Source organism: Flavobacterium fryxellicola (genome assembly GCF_900143245.1).
Classification (GTDB): domain Bacteria; phylum Bacteroidota; class Bacteroidia; order Flavobacteriales; family Flavobacteriaceae; genus Flavobacterium; species Flavobacterium fryxellicola.
In genome coordinates this window covers 147,372-170,743 of record NZ_FRDK01000008.1, presented here as the reverse complement: position 1 = coordinate 170,743, position 23,372 = coordinate 147,372, and the positions used below count along the sequence as shown (strand labels likewise).

Below are 23,372 nucleotides of genomic sequence, written 5' to 3'. Positions count from 1 at the left end.
CTTAAATTATAATGGGAATGCGTTTTTTATTTTGAATCGCCAGTTTGACTAAAAGTATACCGCTTGTAATGACCAGGGGTAAAACCAAAATCAGATGGGCTTTGTTGATGATCAAAAAGAAATAGACTAGTAGCGTAAGCAAATTAAATAAAGCCAATCTATAGATTCCTTTTTTGTTTTTTGTCCAATAAAAATAAAGAAGACCTAATAGAGTAGGGTTAAACAATAAAATATTGTAGTTGTATCCTAATTCGAGATGGGACGAATAGAACCCTACAAAAGTGAAGAAAAGCCCTATTACCGCTATGAAGCTTAGGTAGAACAATGTCACGCTTTTCTTTTTTATGAAAATAATAAACATAAGCAGTACGATGTGCGTGTAGGGATTGTTCCACCAAGAAAAGGGCGCCTCATTTTTAAACTCGATAATCGTTTTGCTTTCTTGGGCTAAAAGATGGCTCTCAAAAGAAGCTTTTTTCAGGCTTTTTAGCAGTTCAAAAGGCAAGAATAGTTGCGTTCCCAATTGATCTACTTTTTTGCCAAAGATGATACTAGTTCCTAATTTTTCATAGAAATGTCCGTAAAAATACGGATACAATATGGTTCTGTACGTAATGTCAGTATCTGCATTTTTTACAATAGCTGCAGTTCCAAGTGTTTTATTTATGATTGCAACGACCATCGAAGTACAGTTTTTGTCAATAAATTTGTAGGTGTAGTGACTCTCTCCCGAAGCTAAAGAGGTATTTAAATTGTCAAACAGTTTTTGTTTTAAGGGAGTCGCAATGTTGAGTTCCTGTTCATAAACGGATCTTTTTTCATACTGATACTGATTGATAAAATCAGGAAAGGAATGCGCTACAGCAAAATATTGCAGGTCTCCTTTTATAAATTTCATTACAAAATTAGATGTGTTAAAGTCAAAAGCGCCATAATTATAAACTACATCAACGGAACTGGTCGAATCCTGAACTCGAATGGCAGTATGTCCAAAAAGAGAGTACGATTCGTTGCCCGTTCCACAGGTAATTACGCTGACTTTTGTGTTTTCTGATAATTGGATATTTTGTCCGAAACTATAATTTATACTGAAAAAAAGAAGTACTACTAATGTAATTTTTTTTAATAAAGAAGCGTTCATTCGTTGGTAGTTAAAAGGGTAAAAGTCAGTGGTTATTATTATGAAATTAAAATTACCACTGTTCTATCGGTGTTTTTCATGCAAAGATACTCAAAGAAAGAAAATACACAGACAAAGTTTTCAAGTTATACAGGAAACCGATTGTGTCGCACGGGTTTCAAATCAAGGTACTGGAAATAGGAGAAGATACAGTAGTGCTTTTTACTTACAAAGGTGCTTGTGAATTAGTTTCTAAACAGTCCCAAATCAACTTTTACGGAAAAGATATTAGAATACAAGGCCGCGCTTTGATTGCCTAAATCGGTTAATGCATAATCTATTTGTATGCCTTTGTATTTAAAACCCAAACCAATATTGGGTTGGAAACCTACCTTTTCAGTGCTGTCTAATTGCTGTATGTTTTGGAAATTTCCAACGCCTGCACGAACGAAAACCAAATCGGTATAACCAAATTCCAATCCCAATGCAGGATCGATGCTAACAAAATCAGTAGCAAGAAGATCATTAGTTCTAGTAAAACGCATATTCATATTGGCTGCAGCCAAAATACTATAATCGTACCGAATAATGAATTTCTTAGCGATTCCTAATTGTGCTTTTGGAGCCGTAATCTCGGTGCTTTCTGGTAGTTCCTGATTTTCTCCGGGAATGGCATTCGCGATTTTCCCATATTCGTCTTCATCTATATTCCAAACATTATACGTTGTTGTGATATCGCGGAGCATCAATCCAAATTGCCAATTGTTTTTTTCGAATTGCAGTCCAAAATCAAAACCAAATCCCCAAGAATTAGCAAAGTTTCCAATAATGCGCCGAATCACTTTGGCGTTGACACCATATTGAAATCCAGGAACAGGAAGTTTTCTCGCATATGAAAAAGTAAATCCGTAATCAGCGGTTGAAAAGAGACTAATGCGGTTATAATCGATATTGCCTTGACTGTCTATTAATTCGGTGGTATTTAAAATGTCATCTACCCCAAACCGAATTAACGAAATTCCCCACGCACTGCGATCATCAATTGGGCTGGCATAAGCCAAATAATCATATTGGGCGATGTTAGCAAAGTAATTTGCGTGCATGACAGCTGCCTGATGGTCTTCCAGATGGGTAAGCCCAGCGGGATTCCAATAGCCAGAATTGACATCGTTTGAAGAAGCCACGACGGTATTGGACATACCCAATGCAGCGGCATCAACGCCAATGTTCATAAACTCATTCGAGTATTTCCTGACGGCTTGACTGTACGTTACCGCACTGACCAAAAGTAGCGCTAAGAGTATTCTTTTTTTCAAGGGTATCATTTTACAAATGGAAAGTCTGTTTAATTTTTATCAAAAATATAATTTTTTAATGAGGTTATTTATTCCTTTTACCAAATAAACTAACAATGAAATAAGAATCCTCAAATAAAGGGGTGAAAAATACTTTTTAAAATAGCATACTCCTTTAGATGACTGCATTTATAGTCCTTTAATCTGTGAGCCGTTTCATTTCAAAAAGAAGAAGCGCGATGGGTAAAGCATGCCATTAAAACTTTTTTAGAAGCCACCATTCCATTGAACTAGGATTTAAAATAAGAATGTTTATTCTATAAAATCAAGGTGCCTCACTTACTTTTTATCTTTTACGGAAAGGGCTTTTTTTGTTTTTTAAAACTTGTAAAGGCTTGTGTGGAACGTTTAGGTTAAAAATCTCCAGTAAAAAACGTTCTTTCGCGCAACTTATTATATTAAATTTGCCAACTTTGGTTCCTTAAACTACATTATGATGAATATTAAAAAGCAGATCCCGAATATAATTACTTTACTTAATCTTTTTTGTGGCTGTATCGCCTTGGTGTTTGCTTTTAACGAAGACTTTGAGATGGCTTTTTATTTTGTTTGTCTGGGTATATTTTTAGACTTTTTTGATGGCTTTTTTGCTCGATTATTCCACGTTTCCAGTCCGTTAGGATTGCAGTTGGATTCCTTAGCAGATATGATAACCAGCGGAGTGGTTCCAGGTTTAGTGATGTTCCAAATGATGGTCAGTCACGCGACAACTGCAGCGGCAGGTCATTTGCAGTTTTTTCCTTATTTGGGATTTATAATTGCGCTGGGCTCTTGCTACCGTTTGGCTAATTTTAATATTGATACTCGTCAAACAGATTCTTTTATTGGCTTGCCCACGCCGGCTAATGCGCTGTTTATTTTAAGCCTGCCCTTAGTTTTAAAATATACCGACTCCTTAATTATAGTGGAGCTTTTGACTAATCCTTGGTTTTTGTTGGTACTTACCTTTTTGAGTGCTTACATGTTGAATGCTGAAATCCCCTTGTTTTCTTTGAAAATCAAGAAATTTAGTTTCAAAGAAAATGCGCTTCAATTTGCCTTTTTAATGGTGTCCCTTTTATTGTTAGTTTTCTTTCAGTACTTAGGAATTCCTTTATTAATTCTTTTTTATGTTTGTTTGTCCGTGGTGAATAACAAAGTACTCAAAAAGTAGCTTTTATAAATGAGAAAACAAGCAGTCCGAAGAAAAGCGACGGTGGTACGTAAGCCAAAAAAGAAAGCAGCCGTTTTCTCTGGGAAGCTTGTACGCTATTTGATTGTTGCTTTTTCGATTGCATTGTTAATCGGTATCGGTTTTCATTATCGAAATGGTTTGGCCTATTATTTAGGGTTTAAGTCGGACAAAACCAGTAGAGCCGAGAGTGAAGACAAACGGATTTCTGATGTCCGTAATTTTCAGGTTCTCGAAAAACACCAGGGTAAAAGTATTGGGATAGATGTGTCAGAATACCAAGGTAAAATCAGTTGGTCTTATGTAGATACATTAGAAAAAAAGTATCCGATACATTTTGTATTTATTCGTGCTACGGTAGGTAAAGATCGCAAAGACCGTCAGTTTGATACGAATTGGCTTGGCGCCAAAGAAAACAAAATGATTCGGGGAGCCTATCATTATTACCGTCCCAATGAGAATTCATTGGAACAGGCCGAACTCTTTATTACTACTGTTCATCTTCAAAAAGGGGATTTGCCACCTGTTTTGGATATCGAAAAGTTACCAAAAAACCAATCGATTGCCAATCTGAAATTAGGACTGAAGCGCTGGTTGAAAGCCGTGGAATGGCACTACGGTGTAAAGCCTATTATTTATACGGGAGAGCGCTATTATGATGATTTTTTAAAAGAAGAATTCAGCGATTACCTTTTTTGGATTGCTAATTATAACTTTTATAGAGAGGAAATAGGAACGGATTGGCTTTTCTGGCAGTTCACGGAGAAAGCATCAATTCCCGGAATCAAAGGCAATGTCGATGTCAATATTTATAATGGTGATTTACAGCAATTGCAGTTTATAACAGTAGAATAGTGCTCTAATCTACCTTTTATTCGAAATAAAAAAGACTACCATCGCAAAAAAAGCCAAAGCAGCTAAAAAAATCAAAACTGATTTTGGATTTGCAAAGTTGATGGTAAAACCCATTTCCGCTACTTTCTTAGGAGGTAAAATGCGTGGATCTTCTTTATTATAATAGAAAATTCCCCAAACCCAATTTTTGGGATCATTTTTCCATCGGTCTGAAGTTTCTTTTGAAGGTTCTTGGTATGATGACATCTTGCTATATTATTTGGATACTAAAAACCAGGATCTAAACACATAAAACTACCAATTTAAAATTCGAGCTTCTTTTTTCTTAGTTCAAAATTTTGTCCAAGATAGACGCGACGTACCATTTCATCTTCTACTAATTCTTCAGGAATCCCTGCTTTTAAGATTCCACCTTCAAACATAAGGTACGTTTTATCGGTAATGGCTAGGGTTTCTTGAACATTATGATCCGTAATCAAAATTCCGATATTCTTGTTTTTTAATTGCGCTACAATACGCTGAATGTCTTCCACCGCTACTGGATCGACACCTGCAAAAGGTTCATCCAGCAATATAAATTTAGGGTCAGTGGCTAGGCAACGAGCAATTTCAGTACGACGGCGTTCTCCTCCAGAAAGCAAATCGCCACGGTTAGTCCGAATGTGTTCCAAGCTAAACTCATCAATCAGGCTTTCCATTTTTGCTTCTTGTTCCGCTTTGGAAAGTTTGGTCAATTGCAAAACGCTCAGTATATTGTCCTCGATACTCAACTTTCTGAAAACAGAGGCTTCTTGTGCTAAATACCCAATTCCCTGCTGTGCTCTTTTGTACATCGGATAATCGGTGATGTTCAAGTCATCAAGAAAAATATTGCCTGAATTTGGTTTAACCAATCCCACAATCATGTAAAAAGAGGTTGTTTTTCCGGCACCATTAGGACCTAAGAGTCCAACGATTTCTCCTTGGTTCACCTCTACCGAAATGCCTTTTACAACACTGCGCCCTTTATAGGTTTTGATTAGATTTTCGGCTCTTAATTTCATCGTTTGATGGTTTATTTGTTGAAAAAGTTAGCGGATTAAATGTTTAATTGGTGAAGCGCTTAATTGTTTAACCCTTTGATGGTATCATTATTTATGGATCAAATAAACGAATAAACAATTAAACGGTTTCACTTGTTAACAATTATTTGGTAGCCATTTCTTCTAAGGCTTCCCAAAATTCATAGGCTCTTCTAAGATGAGGTACTACAATAGTTCCTCCTACAAGTGTTGCGATTCCCATGGCTTCCATCATTTCTTCTTTGGTAACGCCTTCTTTATGGCTGGTTTCCAAATGGTATTTCACACAGTCATCGCATCTTAAAACTGCCGATGCGACTAATCCTAGCAACTCTTTAGTTTTTACATCTAGTGCGCCAGCAGCGTATGCATTGGTATCCAAATTAAAAATTCGTTTCACAATTTTATTGTTGTCTGCTAGTAATTTTTCGTTCATTTTAGAACGGTATTCATTGAATTCTTCGATTATATCAGCCATTTATTTTTTTTTGATTTTTTACTACTATTTTTGAAATTAAGATACTTGCTTCATAGATTAATAACATTGGAATCGTGACTATTATCTGACTCACGACATCCGGTGGCGTTACTATAGCGGCGACTATAAGAATGATGATTACCGCGTATTTCCAATATTTCCTCAAGAAAACGGGTGTTACCAGCCCAAGTTTAGTCAAGAAATAGATGATTATAGGCAATTCGAAAAACAGTCCGCAAGCAATCACGCTGGTTTTTACGAGTCCAATGTAAGAATCAATACTAAATTGGTTCTTTACGACGTCACTGATAGTAAATGTTGCAAAAAAGTTGACAGACATAGGCACAATTACATAGTACCCAAACAAGACGCCTATGAAGAAAAGTAAGGAAGACGAAAAAATAAATAGTTTCGCGTGTTTTTTCTCTGATGCATATAAAGCGGGACTTATGAATTTCCATACTTCCCACAGTATAAACGGAAATCCAAGAATGAATCCAGCCGTTATACAGGTCCAAATCAAAACATTGATTTGCCCTTCCATATTGGTGTTTTGAATGATAAAAGGCATTTCTGTAACGCAAATAGTTTCGGCGAAGCCCAATTGATTGGAGAGATCACAAAAAAAGCGGTAGGTGATAAAATTAGCATTGGTGGGCCCAAAAATGATCACATCAAAAATGTAGTCACTCACAAAAAAGGTGAATGTAGCCAAAATTAATATCGCAATTGTACTTCGAACCAATAACCATCTTAATTCTTCAAGATGATCTAAAAACGACATTTCGTTTAAGTTTTTTTTTGCCATTATACTATTCCTTCTTTTAAAATATCGTGTAAATGCAGTATGCCTTTGTAGTGCGTATCGTCAACAACTACCAATTGAGTAATGGAAAAATCTTCCATTATATTTAATGCTTCTACTGCCATTGCATTGGAAGAAGTCATTTTTGGGTTTATGGTCATAATATCTCGAGCCGTTAAATCAGCAAAAGTATCGCGGTCGTTTAGCATTCTTCGAATGTCGCCATCAGTAATAATACCAATTACTGTGTCATTTTCGACTACGGCAGTTACGCCAAGACGTTTTTCGGAAATTTCAAATATAACCTTTTTTATAGAGGCGTTTGGAGTAACCATAGGTTTTAGGCTGTGCTCTAACATGTCTTTTACACGGAGCAATAATTTTTTGCCTAACGCACCACCAGGATGATACACCGCAAAATCTTCGGGTTTAAAATCCCGCATTTCCATTAGGCATACCGCAATCGCATCGCCCATGACTAATTGTGCCGTAGTGCTATTGGTGGGCGCTAGGTTGTTCGGGCAAGATTCCGCATCGATAGTAGTATTTAAAATATAGTCGGAACCTTTAGCTAAGAAGGAGGTCATGTTGCCTGTTATTGCAATCAGCGTGTTTCCAAATCGTTTTAAAAGCGGAACCAAAACTTTTATTTCTGGACTGTTGCCACTTTTTGAAATACAAATGATAACATCCTCGCTTTGAATCATGCCTAAATCTCCATGAATGGCTTCCGAAGCATGCAGAAAAAGGGATGGCGTCCCAGTAGAATTGAAGGAAGCGACCATTTTTTGAGCTATGATTGCGCTTTTTCCTATTCCTGTCACGACTAATCGCCCCTTTGAATTATAGATTTTTTGTGTGGCTTCAATGAAGTTATTGTCTAGTAAATCAATTAGTTTAGCTATGGATTGGCTTTCCGATAAGATGGTTTTTTTGGCACTGGCCAATATGTTTTCTTTAGTGATCAAAACAGAATAATTAAAATTTGTATGTGTAAAAGAAATTTGTACCTTTAGGTGTCGCAAATTTATACAAAATACCACATAATAAAGAATGAATCCAAACGAAATTGACATACACAAAGAATTAAAGAAGTATTTTGGCTTTAGCCAATTTAAAGGATTGCAGGAACAAGTCATAAAAAGTATACTGAATCAACAGAATACATTTGTGATTATGCCTACTGGAGGAGGAAAATCGCTTTGTTATCAATTGCCTGCCTTAATTCAAGAAGGAACGGCCATAGTCGTTTCCCCCCTAATTGCTTTAATGAAAAATCAGGTCGACGCAATCCGAAGTTTGTCTTCTGAAAACGGAGTGGCTCATGTTTTAAACTCTTCCCTTACTAAAACTGAAATTACGCAAGTAAAAAAAGACATCACGTCCGGATTGACCAAGTTGCTCTATGTAGCTCCGGAGTCTTTGACTAAAGAGGAGTATGTTAATTTCCTTAAAAATGTTACCATTTCTTTTGTAGCAATTGATGAAGCCCATTGTATTTCAGAGTGGGGACATGATTTTAGACCAGAATATCGAAATTTGAAACACATTATCAAGCAACTTGGCGATGTGGCCATTATAGGTTTGACTGCTACGGCTACACCAAAAGTGCAGGAAGATATTCTGAAAAACTTGGATATGACCGATGCTACAACTTTTAAAGCCTCTTTCAATAGACCTAATTTATACTACGAAGTTCGCACAAAAACAAAAAATATTGAATCGGATATTATTCGATTTATAAAACAACACAAAGGGAAATCAGGAATTATTTATTGTTTGAGTCGCAAAAAAGTGGAAGCTATTGCCGAAGTTTTGCAAGTAAACGGCATAAGCGCTGTGCCTTATCACGCAGGATTAGATGCTAAAACCCGAGCCAGACATCAAGATATGTTTTTGATGGAAGATGTAGATGTGGTGGTGGCTACAATCGCTTTTGGAATGGGAATTGATAAACCAGATGTGCGCTTTGTAATTCATCATGACATTCCAAAATCGTTGGAAAGTTATTACCAAGAAACGGGTCGTGCTGGTCGCGACGGCGGAGAAGGGCATTGCTTAGCTTATTATTCCTATAAAGATGTGGAAAAATTAGAGAAATTCATGTCCGGTAAACCAGTTGCTGAGCAGGAAATTGGTTTCGCTTTATTACAGGAGGTTGTGGCTTATGCCGAAACTTCCATGTCAAGACGGAAATTTTTACTGCATTATTTCGGTGAGGAATTTGATGATGTACATGGCGAAGGTGCTGATATGGATGACAATATTCGCAATCCAAAAGCGAAAGTAGAGGCCAAAGCACAAGTCGCAAAGCTGTTAGAAGTGGTGCGGGATACCAAACATTTATACAAATCTAAAGAAGTTGTCTTTACTTTAATTGGTCGCGTAAATGCAGTAATTAAAGCACATAGAACGGATGCACAATCCTTTTTTGGATGTGGTGCAGGTCATGATGAAAAATATTGGATGGCCTTATTGCGCCAAGTATTAGTCGCCGGGTTTTTATCGAAGGATATTGAGACCTATGGCATTGTAAAAATCACAGATAAAGGATTGGATTTTATTAAAAAACCACAATCTTTTATGATGTCTGAGGATCATGAATACAATGAAACGGTAGACGAAGCGATTGTAACAGCTTCAAAATCTACAGCAGTCGCCGATGAAGTTCTCATGGGAATGTTGCGTGATTTGCGAAAAAAAGTAGCTAAAAAAGTAGGCGTTCCTCCATTTGTGGTTTTTCAAGATCCTTCACTGGAAGATATGGCTTTGAAATACCCTATGTCTCAAGAAGAGCTGATTAATATTCATGGAGTTGGCGAAGGAAAAGCAAAAAAATACGGAAAGGAATTCTTAGAATTAATTAGCCGCTATGTTAGCGAAAATGATATTACCCGTCCAGAAGATTTAGTAGTGAAATCCACTGGAGTTAATTCTGTAAATAAGCTTTATATTATTCAAAATATCGATAGAAAATTGTCTTTGGATGATATCGCTTCCGCCAAAGGAATCAACATGGATGCTTTGATTAAAGAAATGGAACAAATTGTATATTCGGGAACCAAACTCAATATAAAATACTGGATTGACGATATGTTGGACGATGACCAACAAGAAGAAATTCATGACTATTTTATGGAATCCGAATCTGATAATATAGAATCTGCACTTAAAGAATTTGATGGAGATTATGATCTTGACGAATTGCGTTTGATGCGAATTAAATTCATTAGTGAAGTAGCGAATTAAAGTAAAATTCCAATAATAGAAATTCCAAATTCCAATTCGTAACCTAATTGTAATTTGGAATTTTTTTTGCTGGAAATTATCCCTCATAAACTTCACCTCGATGCGGCTTCAAAGCATCGCGAACCTGAATCATATTTTCATCGGTGACCACCATGAAAGCAATTGCTTGCATTTCGCTTTGAATCTCAAAACCGGTGATATTTAAAGCAAGTTTTTCAATTGCGATGTATTCTTTCAAATGAATTTCGTGATGCTCTGCCGTTTTTGCAGAAGCAGGCCCACGGAAATCCCAAATTAATTTTATTTTTCTTGACATTTTTCGATATGATTAGTGTGTTGCCTATGATCAGGTTTATTGGTGTTGAGGAGGCAAAGTTACAAAGTCTAATTCGAAAAGAGGTCAATTTTAAAAATTGAAAACGGATTGTTCTTTCAATGAGAAGAAGTCAGTTCAAAATACTACTTTTGTACCAGAATTATGTAAGACACTTTTAAACGTCTGATAATCTAAAAATCGAACAATCAAAGACAATGCCTCAAGAACTTTTATTACAGGTTACTCCAGAAATAGCTACAAACGAATTGTTGCTAAAAGACTATTTATCGAAACAAATCAAAGTTTCGGTAGCCAATATTCAGCATGTTTCTATATTAAAACGCTCTGTAGATGCGCGTCAGAAAGCGATTAAAATCAATTTGAAAGTGGCGATATATTTAAAAGGAGAGCCTTTTCAGGAAAACAAAATCCAACTTCCTGATTACAAAAATGTGGCAAGCGCACAAGAAGTAATCGTAATAGGGGCAGGACCAGCAGGGCTTTTTGCTGCTTTGCAATTGATAGAGTTGGGATTGAAACCTGTAGTGATTGAACGCGGAAAAGAGGTTCGTGGACGTCGTCGCGATTTGAAAGCCATTAATGTCGATCATCTCGTGAATGAAGATTCTAATTATTGTTTTGGTGAAGGGGGTGCGGGAACCTATTCTGACGGGAAGTTGTACACGCGTTCTAAAAAGCGTGGTGATGTCACTCGGATTCTCGAACTGTTTGTTGCTTTTGGGGCTTCGGAGGATATAATGATTGAAGCGCATCCTCATATTGGGACTAATAAATTACCACAAATCATTCAGGATATTAGGGAGAAAATCATCGAATGTGGTGGACAAGTTTTGTTTGAAACCCGATTGACAGATATTTTAATAAAAAACAATGAAGTTCAGGGAATCGTTACTCAAAAAGGAGACACGATTCTTGCTCGTAAAATCATTCTGGCTACAGGACATTCAGCTCGTGATATTTTTGAATTATTGGATAGAAAGAAAGTTTTCATAGAAGCTAAGCCTTTTGCCTTGGGCGTTAGAGCGGAGCACCCACAATCTTTAATCGATAGCATTCAGTACAGTTGCGATTACCGTGGTGAACATTTACCTCCAGCACCTTATTCTATTGTGAAGCAGGTTAATGGTCGCGGAATGTATTCGTTTTGTATGTGCCCCGGTGGTGTTATAGCGCCTTGTGCTACGAGTCCAGGCGAAGTAGTGACGAACGGTTGGTCACCATCAAAAAGGGATCAGGCGACGGCCAATTCTGGAATTGTAATCGAATTGAAATTAGAAGATTTTAAACCATTTGCCAAATTTGGTGCTTTGGCCGGAATGGAATTCCAAAAAAGTATCGAGCAACGCGCGTGGCATTTAGCTGGAGAAACTCAAAAAGTACCAGCACAGCGGATGATTGATTTTACTCAAAACAAAGTATCAGCGGATATTCCTAAAACCTCTTATGTTCCAGGAACCACTTCGGTAGAAATGGGGCAAGTTTTTCCTGGTTTTTTAAGTCAGATTTTACGAGAAGGATTTACCGAATTTGGGAAATCCATGCGAGGTTATTTAACAAATGAAGCTGTTCTTCATGCACCTGAATCCAGAACATCTTCGCCGGTGCGTATTCCTAGAGATCCATTGACATACGAACATGTCCAAATAAAAGGATTGTATCCGTGTGGAGAAGGTGCTGGTTACGCGGGCGGAATTATATCTGCTGCCATTGATGGAGAAAAATGCGCTTTGATGATTGGTGCGATTTTGAACAAATAAAAGACTGGAATTAGGAATTTTGCACTGTAAAATAAATCAAAATACCCACAATAAGGAATAGACTTAATGATCGTAACTGATGACTCGAGCTATTTTCCATTGCGTGTCTTGTTTCTTCCAAATCATAAGAAATTTAAATGTGCCAATTTCTTCTATTCCATTTTCAACATGGCGAAATTCGTGAACGCCGATTTCAATTGCTCCATAGTCTTTAATTGGATGAACCTCCAGAGTTCCTTTGATTAGTTTTCGGGTGAGTTTATTTTCATTTTTAAACATAGTCGAAAAATTGGTAAAAACGGTTTCATACGAAAGCAATCCCCCATTGTCTTGAAACCATTCTAAATCTTCCGTAAATAGAGACTTGAATTTTTCCAAATCTTTATTGTTGAATGCTTCAAACATAATCGCATCCATTTGTTCGATTTCCTTATAGAGTGCAGCGGATGTTGGTGCAACTTTTTTTTCTTGTGCAGTAGCAGCATTAAAATATACTAAAGCAACAATTAAATATAAAAATAAATGAATTTTGTAGCCGTCTTGTTTCATAATAATTATTTTTGAGAGGATAGGTTTGTAATTGGTTTTGGTCAAATGGCAACTATTTCTTTTGTTTTTTTACAGCAACGGCAATTTATGAATCGGCAGTTCCATAATACAGAAACTATTTTTTTTTTAAAATAAACCAAGCCTTCAACAAAGTACACTTCATTTACCTCGCCTGTTTGTTCATAGGGTTTGTCTGGATGACTAAAATAATCGTCCATTCGGTCTATAAACTTATAGGGGTTTTCTTTGTCAAAAAGGGCTTGACTTACAGCAATAGTGAATTTAGGCAAATTTGAATCATTATAATTAGCGGCGTTGCTATCATTATAAATTAGTAGAATACCTTCTTTCTGTACCAAAGCAAGAGGGCCGCGTTCAACTAAACGGCTATCGAAAAACCCCATGCGAGGATTTAAAATGGTAATCATTTTTCTATTTTCATCATTTTCTGCAACGTTCCAATGGATGAGATCTTCGTAATATAATAGATACAAATCAGTATCCCCAAAATACATCCAATATTTGCCTTTTATTTTTGCAGCGATTATCTTGTTGCCGGCTAATTTACAAACGATAGCACCAGATTGAGACCGTAAATCTTTGTATTTTTCTTCCTTTATAATTAAGCCGTGTTTGGTCCAGGTGTATAAATCTTTTGAGCTGGCTAAACAAAGTCGGGCAATTTTACCATCGAAAGAAATATAGGTCATGATGTATGTGCCATTCTCACTTTCTATAATTCGTGTTTCCTCAACGCCACCTTGCCATTCGTACTTTTTCATCGTATCGTTGCTGGGTAGAATATAGGCAGTGGTTGTTTTTTAAAATGAAGTCCGTCATCGTTAATGGTCAGTCCCAGTTTTGATGTCAGGTCTTTGTCTTGTGCTCTGTAAATGAGATATGCCTTTCCGTTTTTGACAATTACAGAGGGATTCAGTACATTTCGTTCTTCCCAATGTACTTGTTTGTTACTGATTGGAGATTGAAAAACTTGATGGAATTCAGGTTCCAAAATAGAGTTGAGGCTGTCTACTTTTAGAAAGTGGAGCACCGCCCAATCCTTTGTTTTAGTTTCCAAGCGGTATTCTGAAACACTGCCGCAACCATCTAGAATTACTACTAATAACAGTGTAATGGTTAGTTTCATAATGTTTGTAAAGTTAAAGAAGGAGGAACCGCCTGATTCCCGCAGTTAGTAGTGTTTCGTAGTCTCTAATAGTTATACAAGAGTGTGATAGGGTAAAGTTCGATTTATTTTATTGAATAACAATTCGCTTTTTAAAAGTACTAGTTTTTTGGTTGCTTCTAGTTGTTTCGTTTCCCTTGGAATTGTCTTATTGGACTTAACAGCCTTTTTTAAAAAATGAATGACCATTTCATAATCATGCCATTCTCCAAGCATATCCGTTAGCGTAATCTTTTCAGGAACTAGTTTACTTTGATGATTTAAATCAAAGATTTTTGTATTGTATCCATGTACTTTTAATCTTTTCCGAAAGGCATGAATTTGTTTCTTTTTAAAAGCGTTCCTACTAATTATTTTTTTTTTCTCCTTGCTGATTTTGTTCAAATATCGATTCGTTTTCTTTGACCTTGTTTTTTTAAGAAAACGAATGATCATGGGATACTTTTGTTTTAACTTTTTGATGAAGCGCGTATTGGCAATTGAAAAGAAGTCTTTTCGTTCTCTCTCCTCTCGTTTCTTTAAGCGATAGGAATAGCTTTTGATTAAATGAAAATTGGGCTGCTGTTCTAGAATAGCTTGAACTACTTGAATTTCCCTAAGTTTTCCTGCTTTTTTAAAAATAATTTTAAATGGTGCAAAGGTTTTTTTAAGTTTAAATGTCTTTGAGCAAAAGGCAACCAATTCAAATAATGCCTTAAATCTTTTAAGTTCAACCCGTAGTTCATGGAAAGTTTCGACAGTATAAACTACAGGTGCTGTTTCCAATAGGCGGTTTACAGCACTTTTATGGTTATTAAAATAGGTTTCAAGTACTTTCATTTTGTGGAACTTGAGTTGGTAATTTTACGAATCGTAGGGCCTATCCTTAGATTTTCCCTAATGAAAGGTTAGCTAAAAATAGTGAAGTAAATTTAATGAAAAACCATAGAATAAAATGATTATGGTGTTTAAAATCAAATTGTTATTATAGTTAAAAATAAAATCCAACAAGAGTTGAAAAAGAGAAAATTTGTTATCGGTTGCTGTGCTAATTGATTTTGTATTGCTACTACAATTGGGTCTTTACTAAACTAGTCGCACGCGTATTTTGAACTTTTTGACTTTTGGTCGGGCGGTGCGTACCATCCTGATTTTAGACAAGCTACGAAAACTTTTTTAGCGTAAGGAAGCCGCACCACTTTTTGCTAAAGAAGGTAAAACAATTACTTGCTTTGACAAAATTCATCCTAATAATACCAATTCCTAGTTGGTGTTATTTATTTTACTATTCATTTCCATGTAATCTACTGTTAGGTCAGACAACGCCTTCATTCCTAATACAAAACCACTTTCATCGATATAGAAATCGGGCGTATGATGAGGGGCAGTTTCTGAAATGGCCTTGCCTTTAGGAGCGCCACCAAGAAAAAAGTACAGCCCTGGAATCTTTTCCTGAAAATAGGAAAAGTCTTCTGCGCCAGTTACGGCAGGTGTAATAGAGACGTTCTCTTTGCCAGCAGTTGCTTCCAGTGTGGGAACCATTTTTTCTGTCAATAATGGGTCATTGTAGGTAATAAGAGTTTGATTAGTTATAGTTATATCAGCTGTGGTTCCGGCACTTTCAGCAATTGAATTTACAACTTGTTTTAGTCGGGAATGCATCATGTCTTGCACTTTGCGGTCTAGCGAACGAATGGTACCGGTCATAATTAGTTCCTCTGGAATAACATTACTTCTTACTCCGGCGTTGATTTGCCCCACACTAATAACTGCAGCAGACTCAGTTATGTTAACATTTCGGCTTACAATCGTTTGGATTCCCATCACAATTTGAGCAGCTGTGACGATTGGATCAACACCCAGCCATGGATAAGCACCGTGTGTTTGTTTGCCTTTAATTTTAATCGTGAACCAATCCGAAGCTGCCATAGTTCCCCTTGGACGGTATTTTATTTTGCCCACTTCTGTTTGGGCATTGATGTGTAGTCCAAAAATAACATCAACTTTAGGATTTTCTAAAACGCCTTCTTTTACCATCAATTTTGCTCCTCCTTCTTCTCCTTCAGGTGCACCTTCTTCAGCGGGTTGAAAAATAAATTTAACAGTCCCTTTTAATTCGCTTTTTATAGAAGCTAAAATTTCGGCAGTTCCCATCAAAATAGCAATATGGGTGTCATGTCCACACGCATGCATCACTGGCACTACTTTTTGATTGTATTCTCCTTCCACTTTAGAAGCAAATGGAATAGCTACCCGCTCCTTTATTGGTAAGGCATCTATATCTGCTCTAAGGGCGACAACTGGTCCGGGTTTCCCTCCTTTTAAAATTCCAACAACTCCTGTTTTAGCGACTCCTGTTTGTACTTCGATACCTAAAGCGCGTAAATGTGTCGCTATTTTTTCGGCGGTTTTAAATTCTCTATTCCCTAATTCTGGATTTTGATGAAAGTCCCTACGCCATGAAATGACTTTGGATTCTAAAGACTCGGCTTTCTTGCTAATCTTAGTTTTTAGGGTGGTGTTTTGTGCTGAAGCTACACAGGCGAAAGAAAATAGAACTGCAGAAATGAATGTTTTTTTCATGAGTGGTGTTTTAGTAAAGAATGACATGCTTAAAATGCATATTTTAATTAGATTTTTGGAAAAAAACCTAAATTTTGTTAAAAACAAATATATAAATTAATAGTTTATAGTTTTGGTATTTAGACAACTAAACTCCACTTGGAAAAAATGTTAAAAAGAAAAGTTTTTTCCACTGAAAATATAAATCCCTAAAGAATCTGTGTGCTACTGCTACGTAACAATAAACAGATGAGTACAGTAAGTTTTGATTATAAATTTTGACAGCATAAAAAGAGGTTTTGATTTAGAAAGAACGAATTCGTACGGTTCATAAAATCATTCTCATATTTACAAGGTGTTTTTTGAATCCTGCCTTTTCATACGCCTTGATGGCTGAAGCATTTTCACTGTAAACGTCTAATTGAAGTTCGAACACTTCGTGTAAGTTACACCAAGATTTAAGTGCTTTTATGATTGACGCGTTTACTCCCTTTCCTCTGTGATCAGGATCGGTATACATGAATCCAAGATATCCATACGTTTCGTGATTCAAATAAGGTTTTGAAGCCTCTATTCTAGCGTATCCGGAGGCAATAATTTCTGCATTTATTTCAGCTACCAATACTTCTATATGAGGGGCAGCAATCATTTTTTCAATATCATAATAATGAATCGGATCTTCTTTTAAAGTTGGGTCGTAAGGGCGTTCGGCAGTAATAATTCCTTGTTCAAATACAAGAAGTTTCTCTAAGTCGGTATGGCGTGCTTTTCTGATGGTTATAGGAGACATGGTGTAATTTTTAAATATTTATAAAAATACAACAGAATTTTGAACGGTGTAGCATCATTTTATTTAGATATTTTTTTAATAATTCAACTTCAACAAATCGAAAGAGAACGTTAAAGCCCCTGTCGCTATTTATCTTTTTTGTATTTTTGACCTGAAATTCACCACTATGATAGAAGAAAATGTAATCTTAGTTAATAAAAATGACGAGCAAATAGGACTTATGCCTAAGCTTGAAGCACATGAAAAAGCGGTGTTACATCGGGCCTTTTCTGTCTTTGTTTTGAATAGTAAAAATGAAATCATGCTGCAACAGCGGGCAGGTCAAAAATACCATTCCCCTTTGTTGTGGACCAATACGTGTTGCAGTCATCAGCGTGAGGGAGAAACAAATATTCAAGCCGGAAGCCGACGATTATTTGAAGAAATGGGCTTTAAAACAGAACTTAAGGAACTGTTTCATTTTATCTATAAAGCTCCTTTTGATAACGGCTTGACAGAACATGAGCTGGATCACGTGATGATAGGGTATTATAATGGAGAGCCCGTTATCAATCCGGAGGAAGTTGAAAGTTGGAAATGGATGAAAATTGTGGATGTCAAAAAGGATATGGAGCTTCATCCTTTAGTATATACTATTTGGTTTAAAATCATTTTTGAAGAGTTTTATCATTTTTTGGAAGAACATAAAAGCCCTCTTTCTTCAGAAGAGGGAAAGCATAATACCTAAATCATTCTATTATATGAAAGTTACCATTTCGAGAAAAGCCCATTTTAATGCGGCACACAGATTGCACAGGAAAGATTGGAGTTTTGAACAAAACGATGCGATTTTTGGGAAGTGTAATAATCCTAATTTCCATGGACATAATTATGAACTGATAGTCAGCGTAACGGGTGAGATTGATCCTGAAACCGGCTATGTTATGGATGTGAAGTTTTTAAGTGATATAATCAAAGAGGATGTTGAGAATCAATTTGATCATAAAAACTTAAATTTAGACGTTCCCGAATTTCAAGATTTAAATCCAACAGCTGAAAATATAGTAGTTGTGATTTGGAACAAGATCAGAAAAAAAATAAAGTCAGAATTTGAATTAGAAGTAGTTCTATACGAAACACCTCGAAATTTTGTAACGTATAAAGGAGAATAATGGAACTAAAAGTAGGGGACAAAATCCCTAAATTTACGGCAAAAGATGCAGATGGAATTGATTTTGACAGTCAAAACATTGTGGGACAAAAACCCTTAGTTATTTATTTTTATCCTAAAGACAATACGCCAGGTTGTACTACACAAGCCTGCAGTTTTAGGGATCAATATGAAGATTTTAAAGATTTGGGTGCTGAAGTTATAGGGATTAGTAGTGATAGTGTAGCATCGCATCTAAAGTTTAGTAAGCAATATAAGTTACCCTTTATTCTTTTGTCAGATTATGATAAAAAAATTAGAAAATTGTTTGGAGTTCCTACTGGTATGTTTGGTTTGCTTCCAGGAAGAGTAACCTATGTAACCGATAAAAATGGAATTATTCAAATGATTTTCGACAGTATGCTGGCTACAAAACACATTCCTAAAGCACTACAAGCAATCAAAAAATTAGCGATCTAAGATCTCTTACTTGAGACAGTTGTTGATCACTATTTTTTTGATTCGATTGATTTCTAGAGTATATTACGGATTAATCGAAAGTATTTGAAATAGTAATGCTTTTTGAACTGCAGGAGAAATACCTATTTATTTCCTAGTTGAAACGATTGTTTATCATGTTAGAGAAGCAAATTAACTATTCTGGAAATAGATATCATCAATACATTTAGGTATACAGCTCCTATCTTGGTCCTGATTTCACGGTTTTGTAGGAAGTACTGCGAGCTATCAAATAGTAAAAAAAGGATATACTTTATAATGGCTTAGAATTGGAATGTGAGAACGAAACAGAAAACTATTGCAAACCGATTCCTGTTTTGATTTCAAAGGGAAGGAATGTCTTCATTCTCAAAGGAGAAGCTTCAATTTTAGAAATTTACATTTCATAGTCGGTAATAGAAAGATTATGTGTACTTTTGCAGACGCAAATTAAAATTCAAATTTTAAAAAAATAAAAATGGCAAACATTAAGAATTTAAAAAAAGACATCAACTACGTTTTAGGAGATATTATTGAAGCAGTTTACTTGTTCGAAATTTCTACTACAGGAAAACCAACAACGGAAACAAATGATTTAATCGACGAAGCTATCGCCGCTTTTGACGCTTTGATCACAAAAGTGAATGCAAAAAAGGTAGAAGATAAAAAAGCACACTTCAAACAAATCAATGTTGAATTGGAACAAACTGCTAATCAATTGATTGCCAAAATCAACGATTTGTAGTCAAAAAAAAAGCAAAAAAAGTTTGAATTTGTTTTGGAAAACAGAAATTCAGACTTATATTTGCACCCGTAATGAGTCGCCAGCGTAGCTCAGTTGGCTAGAGCAGCTGATTTGTAATCAGCAGGTCGTGGGTTCGAGTCCCTCCGCCGGCTCTTTAATAAAACCACCTAACTTTTGTTAGGTGGTTTTTTGTTTTAGGGTGTGAAATTATTAATTGCCTCTTCTTTTTGTTGATATGTCATAATTTTTTTGTTAAATTTGAAATCTAACCTAAACATAAAATAATTATGGAAGAGCATTCAGTAAGTGAAAGTTTCGAAATGAAACTAAATGAGTCCGCGAAAGACTTTTTAAAGGAAACGGCAAAATGGGCCTATTTTTTATCCATTCTAGGGTACATAGGAATTGGTTTTATTATTTTGGCTGCTTTATTTGCCGGAACGCTATTTTCTGCAATGGGGAAAATAAATCCTGCTATGGGAATGATGGGTTCGTCCTTTGGCATTATAATGGCTTTTGTTTACATCCTTTTAGCTGTTCTCTATTTCTTTCCAGTCTATTACTTAAATAAATTTGCAACGAAGGCTAAGGCAGCAATTAAAAATAATGATTCCGAAACTTTGACAATCTCTTTAGGATATTTAAAATCACATTACAAGTATATTGGAATTATGACAGTAGTTGTTTTTTCGCTCTACCTTTTAATGCTTGTGGGAATGATAATAACTGGAATTGCCTATACTAACACATAGAAAATAGGATATACTGTAACCTAAGGGATTGATGCTTTAATTCCATTAGGTTTATACCCTCTTATTTGTTGTAACAAAAAACCATCTTGCGAATGACAAGATGGTTTTTTTTATACTTTAAAAAAAAAGAAAAGGATTTATTTTTGATTTTTTACACTAGTAACATACGCTGTCAGTTTCTTACCATACAGTGATTTTGCCACTTTTGGGGACATTGCTTTTTGAATGGTGTCTAAATACTTTACATTAATATCGTAAATTTCAGATAAAGCAATATATGGGGAAACTTCGTAGTTTCTATTGTTTAAGGCGAAGTTAGTAGCAAATAAATATTTCCTTTTTATGTTTGAATCTTGTTTGGCATTGATACTGTCAACTGCTTTTAAGTTTTGATTTTTGATGGCATTAAATTTTTTCTCAATTAACGTTAAGTTTTCATCTGTGAAACGCGTGTTAATTTTTTTATATTCTTCAAATATCTCATTGTTTTTTGAACCTGTAATTTTTGCGTCTGATAAATAGTGGTCCAAGCTAGTTTCAATAGTTATAGCTCCTGGTTCAGCAAAGAAAGAAAGATTATTGTCAAGAGAATTACTAACACCGCGGTCTAGAAACAAATAAAGCATTTCAGGTGATTCCAAATTTAGATTACTTTCAAAAGTAGCTTTGCCATCGATATTGATGGTGTCAATGGCAACCAATGCTGTATCCACAATTCGTTGAATATACAACGTTCCTTTTTTTAATCCTTTGATATTTCCAGTAATGTGTACGTTGCCTTTAGATTCGTTTTTGTTACACGCGGATAATAATAAAAGTGCAACGAATGCAATAATTGATTTTTTCATGGGAAGGTAAAATTTGTTTTTTTTTGGAGCATGACTTCGTACTTGTTTTTATGATTTGTGCCGGAGCTTCTGAATTAAATCATGCCGATTTCAATAGTGTTTAGATTTGGCCGCAAAATAAAGAAAATTGTTGGAAAGAATTTAGTTATGCTTCCAAATTTCACAAAAAAAATCCCAATCTATTGCTACATTGGGATTTCTCAATTTATATTTTGGTTTATGCTTTAAGCCAAGCTTCTTTTAAGGTCATTTTTGTTGCATCAGTAGCGTTCAGTCCTTCTTTTTCTTCGTAAGGAAGTTTTACTGTGCCTTTAATCACTTGTTCTTTACCGTCTCGTTTTATTTTAATTGAGATCGCGTCGTTTTCTTTCCAAGTTTGGCTGACAGCAATCATTTCGTAGATGTTATCTAGAGAGTATGCTTTATCATTGATGGATACTAAAATATCACCGCCTTTTATTCCTAAATTTTTATAAAAATCGTTTAATTCTATTGCTGGAATCACGATAATTTCTTTTGTTTGTTGGTCTACCGTTATGTATGGTGATTGTCCTTTTAAGAATACATTCCCTGCTACTTGCTTCATGGATTTTGTAACTCCTACTTTGGACAGGTAGGTGTAATACGGAATTGGACTAGTTCCAGAAACGTAAGTTGTTAAAAAAGTCCCAACTTCAGGATACGTTAATGATGTGATTTTAGCAAAAAGCTCCTCATCATTAAAAGGTTTAGCAGCACCGTATTCATTAGTTAATTTTTGCATCAAATCAAGAATTCCTCTTTGACCGTTACTTTTTTCTCTAATGATGATGTCTAGGCACATTCCTATAAGAGCTCCTTTTTCATAAACGTTCAAATACTGTTCTTTATAAGGTGCTATCAAAACATTAGCACTCATCGTTGTGAATGGCAGGGTATCATTCATCGCATTTGCATGCTCAATTTTTTCAGACATGCGAGTGTAGAACTCTTCTTCGGTAATCAATCCTTGATTGATTTGAAAAAGATTAGCGAAATACTCCGTAACTCCTTCATACATCCATAAGTGTTGTGACATTTTTGGAGCGTTATAATCAAAATAATGAATTTCTTTAGAATGAATCGACAATGGGGTTACAATATGGAAAAATTCATGCGAAACCACATCTTGCATTGATTTTACTAATTCTTCCTTTGGCATCATTTCCGGCAATACTACGGTAGTTGCCGTTGGGTGCTCTAAGGCTCCAAATCCTTTGGCATCAGTAGGAGTCATGCTTGATAAATACAATAAAACACTGTATTTTTTTGTAGCGTTGATTTTTCCTAAAAACGTTTTCTGAGCCGTCATCATCGTTTTCATTTCTGGAGTTATACTTTCAGCAGTTACTTTTCCAGTTGGGGAGTAGACACCAATTAAGATTTCCATACCATCCACTGTAAAAGTGGTGTAGTCCGGTTTAGCATACATAATTGGATTTTCGACCAATTCTGCGTAACGCGCTGTCGTAAATAAATCATTTGTAATGCTTGCATCCATGTCGGTCATTGATGTAGCTCCCCAAAGTGTTTCAGGATGTGAAATACATACGGTGTACGGAAGGTCTTTTTTATCTTGAAAATAGCCTACGAAACCATGCATATTGAGCATAAAATTTTTACCAGCATCAATATTTGTTCCAGCAGGTGAAAAAATATCAGCATTTCCAAAACCACTTCCTTTTTCAGTGTCAAAAGTATCGTTAACAAGGTAGGTGACTTTTGCTAGTGTTTTCGCATTTTTGATGGTCCAAGTATTCTCATCTGTTTTGGTCGTTGAAAGTAAAGTGCCGTTGTTATCAAATGCTTTGAAATCTTCAATGTATTTCCCATAATCATCGACAGAATAGGTTCCAGGGACAATTTTAGGAACGCTGTAGGTCACTTCATCCCTGCTTATTTTAGGGGATGTAACAGTAACCATAACCTTATCCTCTTTAACATCGTTTAAATCGATAGTAACAGCCACTTTTTCCATAGCTGGTTTTGACATCGTCGTGCCTGTTCCGGTAGTTTTGCAGCTCCAAAAAACGGATGCAAATGCTAATGCAAAAAATATTCTTTTCATTGGTCTTATTTATTTTTAGTTGTTAGACTCTGTTACTGAACAATTGTTACACTTCAGAGA

General features: G+C 35.7%; 25 protein-coding genes and 1 tRNA gene. 10 read left to right on the top strand and 16 right to left on the bottom strand.

Going from position 1 to position 23,372, the window contains the following annotated elements:
- Nucleotide 1: 1 nt before the first annotated feature.
- Both BUA03_RS12520 and BUA03_RS12515 read right to left on the bottom strand, forming a co-directional pair.
- Nucleotides 2–1,141, bottom strand: a complete 1,140-nt coding sequence (locus BUA03_RS12520; protein ID WP_066082643.1) for a lipoprotein N-acyltransferase Lnb domain-containing protein — start codon at nt 1,139–1,141, stop codon at nt 2–4.
- Nucleotides 1,142–1,365: 224 nt separating this feature from the next.
- Complete coding sequence (locus BUA03_RS12515) at nt 1,366–2,436, bottom strand: putative type IX sorting system protein PorV2 (RefSeq protein ID WP_449403956.1); 1,071 nt, start codon at nt 2,434–2,436, stop codon at nt 1,366–1,368.
- Nucleotides 2,437–2,911: 475 nt separating this feature from the next.
- On the opposite strand from BUA03_RS12515, the gene BUA03_RS12510 reads away from it, so the two are divergent.
- Together BUA03_RS12510 and BUA03_RS12505 are read left to right on the top strand one after the other, a co-directional pair.
- Entirely contained in the window at nt 2,912–3,628 is a 717-nt protein-coding gene (locus BUA03_RS12510; protein WP_066082642.1) for a CDP-alcohol phosphatidyltransferase family protein, read from the top strand.
- 9 nt (nt 3,629–3,637) lie between these two features.
- A complete protein-coding gene (locus BUA03_RS12505; protein WP_066082641.1) occupies nt 3,638–4,501 on the top strand; it encodes a glycoside hydrolase family 25 protein in 864 nt (287 codons plus the stop codon).
- Between the two features lie 9 nt (nt 4,502–4,510).
- Here the strand turns inward: BUA03_RS12505 and BUA03_RS12500 are convergent, their stop codons facing one another.
- From BUA03_RS12500 to BUA03_RS12480, 5 genes are all read right to left on the bottom strand, one after another.
- On the bottom strand, nt 4,511–4,747 hold the full coding sequence (locus BUA03_RS12500; RefSeq protein WP_066082640.1) for a DUF5808 domain-containing protein: 237 nt from the start codon (nt 4,745–4,747) through the stop codon (nt 4,511–4,513).
- 56 nt (nt 4,748–4,803) lie between these two features.
- Nucleotides 4,804–5,544 carry an LPS export ABC transporter ATP-binding protein gene (gene lptB / locus BUA03_RS12495; protein WP_066082639.1) on the bottom strand — a complete coding sequence of 247 codons (741 nt, stop codon included), beginning with the start codon at nt 5,542–5,544 and terminating at the stop codon, nt 4,804–4,806.
- Nucleotides 5,545–5,686: 142 nt separating this feature from the next.
- Entirely contained in the window at nt 5,687–6,040 is a 354-nt protein-coding gene (locus BUA03_RS12490) for a carboxymuconolactone decarboxylase family protein (protein WP_066082638.1), read from the bottom strand.
- Nucleotides 6,033–6,848, bottom strand: a complete 816-nt coding sequence (gene tatC, locus BUA03_RS12485) for a twin-arginine translocase subunit TatC (protein WP_066082637.1) — start codon at nt 6,846–6,848, stop codon at nt 6,033–6,035. Before tatC ends, BUA03_RS12490 begins: the two co-directional genes overlap by 8 nt.
- Nucleotides 6,848–7,813, bottom strand: coding sequence for a KpsF/GutQ family sugar-phosphate isomerase (locus BUA03_RS12480; RefSeq protein WP_066082660.1), 966 nt, complete (start codon nt 7,811–7,813; stop codon nt 6,848–6,850). The genes tatC and BUA03_RS12480 overlap by 1 nt, the downstream gene beginning before the upstream one ends.
- Nucleotides 7,814–7,898: 85 nt before the next feature.
- Between BUA03_RS12480 and recQ the strand changes: the two genes are divergently transcribed.
- On the top strand, nt 7,899–10,094 hold the full coding sequence (gene recQ, locus BUA03_RS12475; RefSeq protein WP_066082636.1) for a DNA helicase RecQ: 2,196 nt from the start codon (nt 7,899–7,901) through the stop codon (nt 10,092–10,094).
- A 76-nt stretch (nt 10,095–10,170) separates the two neighbouring features.
- Here recQ and BUA03_RS12470 read toward each other — a convergent pair whose 3' ends face one another.
- Entirely contained in the window at nt 10,171–10,410 is a 240-nt protein-coding gene (locus tag BUA03_RS12470) for a hypothetical protein (RefSeq protein ID WP_066082635.1), read from the bottom strand.
- Between the two features lie 215 nt (nt 10,411–10,625).
- Between BUA03_RS12470 and BUA03_RS12465 the strand changes: the two genes are divergently transcribed.
- Nucleotides 10,626–12,188 (top strand): NAD(P)/FAD-dependent oxidoreductase, encoded by a 1,563-nt coding sequence (locus BUA03_RS12465; protein WP_066082634.1) that lies wholly within the window; start codon nt 10,626–10,628, stop codon nt 12,186–12,188.
- A 63-nt stretch (nt 12,189–12,251) separates the two neighbouring features.
- On the opposite strand, the gene BUA03_RS12460 is transcribed toward BUA03_RS12465, so the two are convergent.
- The 6 genes from BUA03_RS12460 to BUA03_RS12440 form a co-directional block, all read right to left on the bottom strand.
- Nucleotides 12,252–12,737, bottom strand: a complete 486-nt coding sequence (locus BUA03_RS12460; RefSeq protein ID WP_066082633.1) for a nuclear transport factor 2 family protein — start codon at nt 12,735–12,737, stop codon at nt 12,252–12,254.
- 41 nt (nt 12,738–12,778) lie between these two features.
- Nucleotides 12,779–13,519 carry a glycoside hydrolase family 130 protein gene (locus BUA03_RS16970; RefSeq protein ID WP_245792645.1) on the bottom strand — a complete coding sequence of 247 codons (741 nt, stop codon included), beginning with the start codon at nt 13,517–13,519 and terminating at the stop codon, nt 12,779–12,781.
- The gene (locus BUA03_RS16965; protein ID WP_245792643.1) at nt 13,516–13,884 is read right to left on the bottom strand and encodes a glycoside hydrolase family protein; all 369 of its coding nucleotides are present in this window, start codon (nt 13,882–13,884) and stop codon (nt 13,516–13,518) included. Before BUA03_RS16965 ends, BUA03_RS16970 begins: the two co-directional genes overlap by 4 nt.
- Nucleotides 13,885–13,956: 72 nt before the next feature.
- On the bottom strand, nt 13,957–14,742 hold the full coding sequence (locus BUA03_RS12450; protein WP_066082632.1) for a CHAD domain-containing protein: 786 nt from the start codon (nt 14,740–14,742) through the stop codon (nt 13,957–13,959).
- Nucleotides 14,743–15,165: 423 nt separating this feature from the next.
- Entirely contained in the window at nt 15,166–16,485 is a 1,320-nt protein-coding gene (locus tag BUA03_RS12445) for an amidohydrolase (protein WP_066082631.1), read from the bottom strand.
- A 307-nt stretch (nt 16,486–16,792) separates the two neighbouring features.
- Nucleotides 16,793–17,254 carry a GNAT family N-acetyltransferase gene (locus BUA03_RS12440; protein ID WP_066082630.1) on the bottom strand — a complete coding sequence of 154 codons (462 nt, stop codon included), beginning with the start codon at nt 17,252–17,254 and terminating at the stop codon, nt 16,793–16,795.
- A 166-nt stretch (nt 17,255–17,420) separates the two neighbouring features.
- On the opposite strand from BUA03_RS12440, the gene idi reads away from it, so the two are divergent.
- The 6 genes from idi to BUA03_RS12410 all read left to right on the top strand — a co-directional run bounded on the left by idi (nt 17,421) and on the right by BUA03_RS12410 (nt 20,378).
- A complete protein-coding gene (idi, locus tag BUA03_RS12435) occupies nt 17,421–17,981 on the top strand; it encodes an isopentenyl-diphosphate Delta-isomerase (RefSeq protein WP_066082629.1) in 561 nt (186 codons plus the stop codon).
- A 13-nt stretch (nt 17,982–17,994) separates the two neighbouring features.
- The gene (locus tag BUA03_RS12430; protein WP_066082628.1) at nt 17,995–18,405 is read left to right on the top strand and encodes a 6-pyruvoyl trahydropterin synthase family protein; all 411 of its coding nucleotides are present in this window, start codon (nt 17,995–17,997) and stop codon (nt 18,403–18,405) included.
- Entirely contained in the window at nt 18,405–18,863 is a 459-nt protein-coding gene (locus tag BUA03_RS12425; RefSeq protein ID WP_066082627.1) for a peroxiredoxin, read from the top strand. Before BUA03_RS12430 ends, BUA03_RS12425 begins: the two co-directional genes overlap by 1 nt.
- A gap of 496 nt (nt 18,864–19,359) precedes the next feature.
- Nucleotides 19,360–19,626, top strand: coding sequence for a hypothetical protein (locus tag BUA03_RS12420; RefSeq protein ID WP_066082626.1), 267 nt, complete (start codon nt 19,360–19,362; stop codon nt 19,624–19,626).
- A gap of 78 nt (nt 19,627–19,704) precedes the next feature.
- Nucleotides 19,705–19,778, top strand: a tRNA-Thr gene (locus BUA03_RS12415).
- Nucleotides 19,779–19,913: 135 nt separating this feature from the next.
- Nucleotides 19,914–20,378 (top strand): hypothetical protein, encoded by a 465-nt coding sequence (locus BUA03_RS12410; RefSeq protein ID WP_066082625.1) that lies wholly within the window; start codon nt 19,914–19,916, stop codon nt 20,376–20,378.
- 137 nt (nt 20,379–20,515) lie between these two features.
- On the opposite strand, the gene BUA03_RS12405 is transcribed toward BUA03_RS12410, so the two are convergent.
- Both BUA03_RS12405 and BUA03_RS12400 read right to left on the bottom strand, forming a co-directional pair.
- The gene (locus BUA03_RS12405) at nt 20,516–21,226 is read right to left on the bottom strand and encodes a DUF4369 domain-containing protein (RefSeq protein ID WP_066082624.1); all 711 of its coding nucleotides are present in this window, start codon (nt 21,224–21,226) and stop codon (nt 20,516–20,518) included.
- Between the two features lie 217 nt (nt 21,227–21,443).
- Nucleotides 21,444–23,312: a M61 family metallopeptidase gene (locus BUA03_RS12400; protein WP_066082623.1), complete on the bottom strand. Its 1,869-nt coding sequence runs from the start codon at nt 23,310–23,312 to the stop codon at nt 21,444–21,446.
- Between the last annotated feature and the right edge of the window lie 60 nt (nt 23,313–23,372).